General features: G+C 61.1%; 8 protein-coding genes. 5 read left to right on the forward strand and 3 right to left on the reverse strand.

The window, feature by feature from the left end:
* Nucleotides 1–144: 144 nt before the first annotated feature.
* The gene (locus A462_RS27160; protein ID WP_008431958.1) at nucleotides 145–615 is read left to right on the forward strand and encodes a MarR family winged helix-turn-helix transcriptional regulator; all 471 of its coding nucleotides are present in this window, start codon (nucleotides 145–147) and stop codon (nucleotides 613–615) included.
* A gap of 144 nt (nucleotides 616–759) precedes the next feature.
* On the opposite strand, the gene A462_RS27155 is transcribed toward A462_RS27160, so the two are convergent.
* From A462_RS27155 to A462_RS27145, 3 genes are all read right to left on the reverse strand, one after another.
* On the reverse strand, nucleotides 760–1,779 hold the full coding sequence (locus A462_RS27155; RefSeq protein ID WP_008431960.1) for a transketolase-like TK C-terminal-containing protein: 1,020 nt from the start codon (nucleotides 1,777–1,779) through the stop codon (nucleotides 760–762).
* A gap of 300 nt (nucleotides 1,780–2,079) precedes the next feature.
* Nucleotides 2,080–3,114 carry an AraC family transcriptional regulator gene (locus A462_RS27150; RefSeq protein ID WP_008431962.1) on the reverse strand — a complete coding sequence of 345 codons (1,035 nt, stop codon included), beginning with the start codon at nucleotides 3,112–3,114 and terminating at the stop codon, nucleotides 2,080–2,082.
* Nucleotides 3,115–3,118: 4 nt separating this feature from the next.
* Nucleotides 3,119–4,249: a carbon-nitrogen hydrolase family protein gene (locus A462_RS27145; protein ID WP_008431963.1), complete on the reverse strand. Its 1,131-nt coding sequence runs from the start codon at nucleotides 4,247–4,249 to the stop codon at nucleotides 3,119–3,121.
* Nucleotides 4,250–4,725: 476 nt separating this feature from the next.
* Between A462_RS27145 and hutU the strand changes: the two genes are divergently transcribed.
* From hutU to A462_RS27125, 4 genes are all read left to right on the forward strand, one after another.
* A complete protein-coding gene (gene hutU / locus A462_RS27140; RefSeq protein ID WP_008431964.1) occupies nucleotides 4,726–6,396 on the forward strand; it encodes a urocanate hydratase in 1,671 nt (556 codons plus the stop codon).
* Between the two features lie 100 nt (nucleotides 6,397–6,496).
* A complete protein-coding gene (locus A462_RS27135; RefSeq protein ID WP_003220032.1) occupies nucleotides 6,497–7,219 on the forward strand; it encodes an ABC transporter permease in 723 nt (240 codons plus the stop codon).
* A 16-nt stretch (nucleotides 7,220–7,235) separates the two neighbouring features.
* Nucleotides 7,236–7,973: an ABC transporter permease gene (locus A462_RS27130; protein ID WP_003220033.1), complete on the forward strand. Its 738-nt coding sequence runs from the start codon at nucleotides 7,236–7,238 to the stop codon at nucleotides 7,971–7,973.
* A 17-nt stretch (nucleotides 7,974–7,990) separates the two neighbouring features.
* Nucleotides 7,991–8,782, forward strand: coding sequence for an ABC transporter ATP-binding protein (locus A462_RS27125; RefSeq protein WP_003220035.1), 792 nt, complete (start codon nucleotides 7,991–7,993; stop codon nucleotides 8,780–8,782).
* Nucleotides 8,783–8,948 lie beyond the last annotated feature (166 nt).

Below are 8,948 nucleotides of genomic sequence, written 5' to 3' on the forward strand. Positions count from 1 at the left end.
TCAGGCTCCAGGGTGGACGGGTTTCAGCGTGTGGGCTCCTTGTGGGAGCTTTGCGAATGTAGTTGCAATTGCAACTACATGGCTGAATCTAGCGCGGGATGAGCTACTATTGCAACCTTCTTGAAATTCCCCGGATGGTGTTGCATGTCGTCGAAAGAGCCTGATGTCTGGTTCCGTTTTGTTCGGGCCCACAGGACGGTCATCCGTGAAATCGAACGGCGCCTGGCCGATGCCGGTCTGCCGCCGTATGCCTGGTACGACGCTTTGTGGGGCCTGGAAAGTGGCCCCGATGGCACCCGGCGCATGCACGAATTGGCCGATGTGCTGGCCATCGAACGCTACAACCTGACGCGCCTGGTCGACCGTCTGGAAAAGGACGGCCTGGTGGTGCGTTCGCGCTCCGACGGTGACGGGCGTGCTGCCTTTGTCTCGATCACCGACGCGGGCCGGGTATTGCGTAAAAAGATGTGGAAAATCTACGAAAGCAGCGTGGATGAATTGTTTTTGTCGCAGCTCGACAGCGAGCAACGCCGGGGTTTTGCCGAGGCGTTGGAACGCACTGCAGGGCTGGCGATGGAGGCGGGTGTGCAGACCCGTGGGCGGCGTAAGACCTGAAGCAAATATTCCAGGCGACGCGGATTCCGTGTGGGAGCGGGCTTGCTTGCGAAAGCGGTGTGTCAGCAACAGTAATATCAACAGGCACACCGTCTTCGCGAGCAAGCCCGCTCCCACATTTGATCTGCGATGGATTGCAGATCGTCATTTCAGGTGATATCGATTCAGGGCGGTCTCCACCTGTTCTGCTTCGATCCAGCCGTCATCCGCCAACGCCTTCAATGCCAGCACCGCTACCCAATATCGACTGGGTGCTGACGTTTCCACGGAGCCCGCACCCAATGCTACAAAACGCGCATCCACATGCCCCGCCAATTGATCGACGATAGGCTGCGGATACCCGGTGACTGCGACCACCGGCGCGCCATCCCCAGCCAGGCAATCCCTTAGATGACAACTGCGCTTCGGTGCCAACGGGTGCAGGCGATTCCAGCGTTGCGCTGCATCCGCTTCGCGGGCCAGCCGTGTGTAGCTGGGGCAACTCCACAGTTGCGCCTCGACGTTCCAATCCGTCTCGAGCAACTGCGCGGCGTGCACGACTTCTTCAAACGCTCGACCCGCACCCAGCAACCGCACCCTCAATTCACTCGTGTATGAGCGCCAGACCCGGTACATGCCCCTGAGCGCATGGTCACTATCCTGGGGGCTCAGCCCTGGCCCTTCGTGTTGATCGTGCAGTGCCAGATAGTAGAACCCCGGCTCGCCGTCGACATAAAGCGCCTGCAAACCCGCCAGCACAATCGCCCGGGCTTCCTCGCCGGAGGCCGGGTCATAAGGTGTGCAGTGAGGATTGCTGGCCAGCCATAAGGGCAGTGAAGGGGAGGGCTGGGTTGCATTGTCGTTGCACAGGATGCCCCGCTGACGGGTCTCGCCGGACAGCGCGCGCAACTGCGCCGATGACGCGGCAGTGTGCAGGTACAGCATGGGTTTTTCCCCGGTATTGCGCGCGAACCAGGTGGGCCAGCTCACCACTCGGCGTGAGCGCGACTGGCCGCGAATCACCCACGCCTGCCGGCTGGACTCCAGGGTGTTGGCCATGGTCATCACGCTATACAGGGGCGAGCAGCGGGGCTGCTGCGTTGCATTCAGGGCGTCGATGCAGATCAGGGCAGAGCGTTCGGTGCTGGCAGTCATGAGCAGGGTCGCTTGGCAACGGGTGCCCATACCCTAAAGGAATTCGGCTTACGATTGCAATTGCAATGATTGCAGTTGCATCTAAAATTCATCCGGCTAAATCAAGGCAATCCTGCTACGTTTAATCCTGAAGTGCAGGAACGTCATGCCACGGACATTTTTTCGTCATGACGGCACTTTAGGCTGGTTGTGCAGGTCACTAAGCAACCCCTTTTCATAAAACAAGGAGTCAACCATGGACGATTACCAGGAAGAATTGCTCGAGTACCACGCCTTTGAACTGGATCCGCTGGATCCGGCCGATGATGCCACCGAGCTGTAAGACAGACGTCAGGCGGAATGCCGCTGACTGCGGCGAAATTCCCCTGGGGTCTGGCTGTTCCAGCGCTTGAACGCCCGTTGAAAGGCTTCCGCTGAAGCAAAACCGAGCAAATAGGCAATTTCACCGAACGCCAGTTCGGTATCGCGAATGTAGGTCATGGCCAGGTCGCGGCGAGTGTCGTTGAGAATCGCCCGGAACTGAGTCCCTTCTTCCGCCAGCTTGCGCCGCAGGGTCCAGGTCGGCAGTTTCAAGCGTGACGCCACTTCTTCTAGGTCGGGTTCCCGGCCACCATTGAGCATCGGCCCGAGCAAGCGGGTAATGCGCTCGCGCAGGCTGCGGGTGCGCGTCAACTGCTCCAGTTCCCGTTCACACAATTGCACCAGTAATTGCCAGGTACTCGGGCAATGTTCCGGGTTGCGCAGGGCCAGGGTTTTCTGGCTCAGGCGCAGTTGGTTGTGCTCGGCGCCAAACTGGATCGGGCAGTCCCCCAGCACGCTGTAGCGCTCGCTGTAGTCCGGTGCTTCGAATTCGATTTCGATGCGTTGCGCCTGCACCGGTTGCAGGCTCAGGCTCGACAACTGATGCAGCCACCCGGCGATGATCGAATCCACCACAAAGCGGTTGTAGGCGTTGTAGGGGCTGATGGAATAGAAGCGCAACCAGGCGCCATCCGTGTCCTCGTGAAAGCTCGACTGGCCGCGATAGTTGGAGCCGTACAAGGCTTCGAAGCGCGTCAGGGTACGGGCGGCTTCGCGCACGGTGGGCGCCTGGGCGGCGGTGACCCCGGCGAGCCCGGCCTGGCTCAGGCGGCTGAGCTGGCCCATGCGCAGGCCCAGGCTGGCGTCGCCGGTCAACTGGATGGCCGCAAAGCCCAGGCGCATATAGCGCGGGATCGACAAGCGTGCACCCGCCTCGGCCAGGCGTGCCGGGTCAAGGCCGTATTGCAGCAGCAACGGTTGCGGGTCCAGGCCATGGCTGTGGATCGCATCGGCCAAGGTGTGGACGAAGCCCACCGACAAATCCCCAAGCCGCACCGGCTTCATTGAGTTACAGCCACACGTTCAGCAGGCGCGCGCCACGGGCATTGCCGTCGGCGAACACCTGGCCGTTGCTGCTGAGGAAGCTTTGCCCGGCGCTGCCCATGTCAAAGAACTGCCCGCGCAGGAACACGCTCATGCCGGCGGTGGCCTGGCTGATGGGTTGCTGGCTGATCAGGGTCAGGCGGTGCCAGGCTTCGCCTTCGCTGAGCTCTTCGGGCTTGAGGCTGATCTCGGCTGGCGTCGACACGCTTTTGAAGCCGCGCCACGGCTTGTCCCAGGTTTCGCGGCCAATCACGAAGGCCGGCACCGCCACCAACTGGGCGCCTTGCTCGTTGAGCTTGCGGTAGTTGTCCGGGTACCAGCTGTCGCTGCCGATCAGGATGCCCAGGCGCCCGGCCGGGGTATCGACCACGCTGACGCTGTTTTCATCGCCCGGCTCAATAAAGCCGCGCTCGTCAAAAATCGGATACAGCTGGCGTTGCGGCTGGCCCAGCGGCAAGCCATCGCGGTCGAAGACCACACTGGTGTTGTACAGCGCGCCATGGCCGATCTGCAGCTGGCCCTGGTTGACGCTCGGGTTGGGCAGGGCAATGGAGCCGGCCACCAGGGTCACGCCGAATTCCTTGGCCAGGCCACCGAACAGCACTTGATAGTCGCGGGCCATGGCCGGGGCCTTCATACGCAGGTAGGCGTCGTCGATGCGGTCGTCACCCTTGGCGCTGATCAAGGCCCGCAGGAACAGCAGCGGGTTGCTCGCCGACAACCAGTTCATCGCTTCCTTGAGGTTGGTGGCCTGGTACAGCTCGTTCTTTTCGCCGCTGACCATCAGCCAGGTGCCGATATGTTCCGGCAGTACCACGATGGTCTTGTCGTTGATCAGGCCCTGGTCACGGGCGTTTTGCAGGTAGGCCGCCAGCTTGAGGTGCAGGCGTTCCAGGCTCTGGTAGTCGGCGGGGAACAGTTCCGGCTGGATGCCCAGCAGGTTGCCGCGGTCGGCGGGCACGCCCTGGTCGACTGCCAGGTTGATCCGCAGGTCGGACAGGTAATGGCCCACGGGGCGCTCCTGGGTCCAGACCAGATAGGCGGAAACGGCGGCGACCAGGGCCATGATGAGGGTGAAGCCAAGAAGTTTACGCATGGGGCAAATGACAACGGACCGTGTGCTGGGTTTGCATTTTCTCTCAAATTTCTGGGCTGGGTACGAAAAACCGTGGTTTGGCACGAAAATCTCAAAAGCCTTGAGTGCGTGTTTTCGCCGCGGGCCGGATCTTCCAGGGTCGACAGTAACGGGTTGTGACCACAGGTGCACGCGCGCGGGTCAATGCCGTGGGATGTTACTCGTGCGCGCACCAGCTTCTGGCAGATTGTTACTTTGTGCCTCAATACCGTGCGCAAGTTCCTCGCCAAGGTTGATTCGCGCAATGGGTTCGCGGAGGGCTGGCCTCGCAACTCAAGTGTTTCAGCGCCTTACAGGCCTCTCTGTTCAACGACGCGTCGAGTTGGCAACAACCTTGCATATGCTTGTATGTACAAGTAAAGATGTGTGCGTAAGAGTCCATGARCWTCCTCTTCGCACCCATCAATGTTCGCGCATTGATCGTTGAGGATTTTTTTGTGACCAAGCCTACCCAATACCGTGACGTTGAAATCCGTGCCGCACGCGGCAACACGCTGACCGCCAAAAGCTGGCTGACTGAAGCGCCGCTGCGCATGTTGATGAACAACCTCGACCCGCAGGTTGCCGAAAATCCGAAAGAACTGGTGGTGTACGGCGGTATCGGCCGTGCGGCACGTAAYTGGGAATGCTACGACAAGATCGTCGAAAGCCTGACCAACCTCAACGACGACGAAACCCTGCTGGTGCAATCCGGCAAACCCGTCGGCGTGTTCAAGACCCACAGCAACGCCCCGCGCGTGCTGATCGCCAACTCCAACCTGGTRCCGCACTGGGCGAGCTGGGAGCATTTCAACGAACTGGATGCCAAGGGCCTGGCCATGTACGGCCAGATGACCGCCGGCAGCTGGATCTACATCGGCAGCCAGGGCATCGTGCAGGGCACCTACGAAACCTTCGTCGAAGCCGGTCGCCAGCACTACAACGATGACCTCAAGGGCCGTTGGGTCCTGACYGCCGGCCTCGGCGGCATGGGCGGCGCCCAGCCACTGGCCGCGACCCTGGCCGGTGCCTGCTCGCTGAACATCGAATGCCAGCAGGTCAGCATCGACTTCCGCCTGAGCAGCCGCTACGTCGACGAACAAGCCACCGACCTCGACGACGCCCTGGCGCGCATCGACAAATACACCAAGGCCGGCCAGGCGATCTCCATCGCGTTGCTGGGCAACGCCGCTGAAATCCTTCCGGAACTGGTCAAGCGCGGCGTGCGCCCGGACATGGTCACCGACCAGACCAGCGCCCACGACCCGCTCAACGGCTACCTGCCCGCCGGCTGGACCTGGGACGAATACCGCGCCCGCGCCAAGACCGAACCGGCCGAAGTGATCAAGGCCGCCAAGCAGTCGATGGCCGTGCACGTCAARGCCATGCTCGAGTTCCAGAAACAAGGCATCCCGACGTTCGACTACGGCAACAACATCCGTCAGATGGCGCAAGAAGTGGGCGTGGAAAACGCCTTCGACTTCCCGGGTTTCGTCCCGGCCTACATCCGTCCGCTGTTCTGCCGTGGCATCGGCCCGTTCCGTTGGGCTGCGCTGTCGGGCGACCCGCAAGACATCTACAAGACCGACGCCAAAGTCAAAGAGCTGATCCCGGACGACGCGCACCTGCACAACTGGCTGGACATGGCCCGCGAGCGCATCAGCTTCCAGGGCCTGCCGGCRCGTATCTGCTGGGTTGGCCTGGGCCAGCGCGCCAAGCTCGGCCTGGCATTCAACGAAATGGTGCGCAGCGGCGAGCTGTCGGCRCCSATCGTGATCGGCCGCGACCACCTGGACTCCGGCTCGGTGGCCAGCCCCAACCGTGAAACCGAATCGATGCAGGACGGYTCCGACGCCGTGTCCGACTGGCCACTGCTCAACGCCYTGCTCAACACCGCCAGCGGCGCGACCTGGGTTTCGTTGCAYCACGGCGGCGGCGTCGGCATGGGCTTCTCCCAGCACTCGGGCATGGTGATTGTCTGCGACGGTACCGACGAAGCCGCCGAGCGTATCGCTCGCGTGCTGCACAACGACCCGGCGACCGGCGTGATGCGTCATGCGGATGCGGGCTACCAGATCGCGATTGATTGCGCCAAGGAGCAGGGTTTGAACCTGCCGATGGTCAAGTAAACCAGGCAGCCAGTTGCACCCTTTGCTTCATGGACGTCGGGCAGGTTGAGACGGATTTCAAGGTTCCGGTGCTTTATGTGTTTTCGGTAGGAGTGACTTGATGAGTCTCATGCAGATGCTCAGTTTTGGCGACACGGGTTGGGGGATGGCCTTGCTCAAGGCCGCCCTCATGACCGTGTTGTTGACCCTTGCGGCGCTGGTGGTCGGTGCGCTGGTCGGCAGCCTGGTGGCCATGGCCAAGCTTTCCAAAAAGCGTGCCTTGCGATACCTGGGGGATGCGTATTCCATCCTGTTCCGGGGGATTCCGGAGCTGTTGGTGATCTACCTGTTCTATTTCGGCGGTGCCAGTGTGGTGACGGCCGTCAATCACTGGTTTGGCGGTGAAGGCTATGTCGATGTCCCGCCGTTCATGGTGGGGGCCATCGCCGTCGGATTGATCTCGGCGTCGTATCAGGCTGAGGTCTATCGCGGTGCCTTTATCGCGGTGGCCAAGGGTGAGCTTGAGGCGGCACTGGCGATCGGCATGAACCGCGCAACGCGGATTCGCCGGGTGCTGATCCCGCAGATCTGGCGGTACGCGCTGCCGGGCCTGGGCAACGTCTGGCAAATGAGCCTGAAAGACTCCGCGCTGATTTCGGTGATTGGCCTGGTGGAACTGATGCGCGCCAGCCAAGTGGCGGCGGGTTCCACGCGCCAGTACTTCACGTTCTACATCGTCGGCGGCGTGTGCTACCTGATTCTGACCGGGCTTTCGGGCCGTCTTTTCAATATTGCCGAAGCGCGCGTACAGCGTACGCAGCGGCGCAATCCTGCACAGTCGTGAGAAGGGACCGTTTGCCATGATCGATTTCGCCTTTCTTGCCGACACCATGCTCAAGTTGCTGGGTGCCTTGCCCATCACCCTGGCCTTGTTTTTTTCGTCCCTGACCCTGGGGTTGCTGCTGTCGCTGGGCGTGGTGTCCATGCGCGTCAGCCGCTGGCCATTCCTCAGCTACCCGGCGCGTTTCTACATCATGCTGTTTCGCGGCACGCCGCTGATGATCCAGATGTTCCTGATCTATTACGGCCTGGGCCAGTTCCCGGCGATTCGCGACAGCTTCCTGTGGGTGGTGTTGAGGTCGCCTTATGGCTGCGCCGTGGTCTCCCTGGCGCTGTGCACCGCCGGTTACACCGCTGAAATCATTCGCGGTGGCCTGCTGAGCGTGCCTCAAGGGCAGATCGAAGCGGGGCAGGCGGTGGGCATGGGGCGTTGGACCCTGCTGTGGCGAGTGATCGGCCCCGTCACCTTGCGCCAGGCGCTTCCGGCCTATTCCACCGAGGCCATCTTGCTGGTCAAGTCCACCGCGCTGGCCAGCCTGGTCACCGTGTGGGACGTCACCGGCGTGGCGCAACAAATCATCCAGCGTACCTACCGCACCATGGAAGTGTTCATTTGTGCGGCGTTGATCTACCTGATCCTGAATTTCCTGGTGGTGCGTGTGGTGGCCTGGATTGAACATCGTCTGTCGCCCCATCTGCGTGAGCGGCCGAAAGACGTGCCGGTCAAGCAAACCCCCGAACCTATTTCTCATTCCTGATTGCAGCGGAGCTTGTCATGAGTACTCAGATTCAGAGCGCCCTTACGGTTAACAACATTCACAAGGCTTTCGGTTCGGCACAGGTTCTCAAGGGGATTTCGCTGGAGGCTCACAAAGGTGACGTGATTTCCATCCTCGGTGCCAGCGGTTCGGGCAAGAGCACTTTCCTGCGTTGTATCAACCTGCTGGAAACCCCGGACGAGGGCAGTATTGTGCTCGACGGCGAAACCATCGAGCTCAAGCGCCAGCGCAACGGTCGGTTGTTGCCTGGCAGCACGCGGCAGGTGGAGACCATGCGCAGCAAGCTGGGCATGGTGTTCCAGAGTTTTAACCTGTGGTCGCATATGACGGTTTTGCAAAATGTCATCGAGGGGCCGATGCGGGTGCTCAAGCGTTCGAAGGCCGAGTGTGTGGAGGAAGCTGAGCAACTGCTGCACAAGGTGGGGCTTTATGATCGCCGTGATTATTACCCGGCGCATTTGTCGGGTGGGCAGCAGCAGCGGGTGGCGATTGCCCGGGCGTTGGCGATGAACCCGCAAGTAATGTTGTTTGATGAGCCGACGTCGGCGCTGGACCCGGAGTTGGTGGGGGAGGTGTTGCGGGTGATGCGGTCGCTGGCCGAGGAAGGGCGGACCATGTTGGTGGTGACCCATGAGATGGGGTTTGCGCGGCATGTGTCCAATCGGGTGGTGTTTATGGCCAATGGGTTGATTGATGCCCAGGGCACCCCGGCGGAGTTGTTTGAGGGGTTGCCGACTGAGCGGTTTCGGCAGTTTGTATCGAGTCATACGCAGCGTAGTGCGGAGTAGTGGTTGGGTGTTGGTTGGGTTTGGGTATATATCCGTTGCTGCGGTAACGGCCGCTTATGGTTTCGCTCTTACAGCGAGTCACTTTGCAAAAGCGTGTACGGACCGGACACATGGTTGACGGGTGTACGGGGACATGGTTGACACTTTTCGGCGAGCTAACTACGCC

The organism is Pseudomonas sp. Ag1 (assembly GCF_000278565.1).
Classification (GTDB): domain Bacteria; phylum Pseudomonadota; class Gammaproteobacteria; order Pseudomonadales; family Pseudomonadaceae; genus Aquipseudomonas.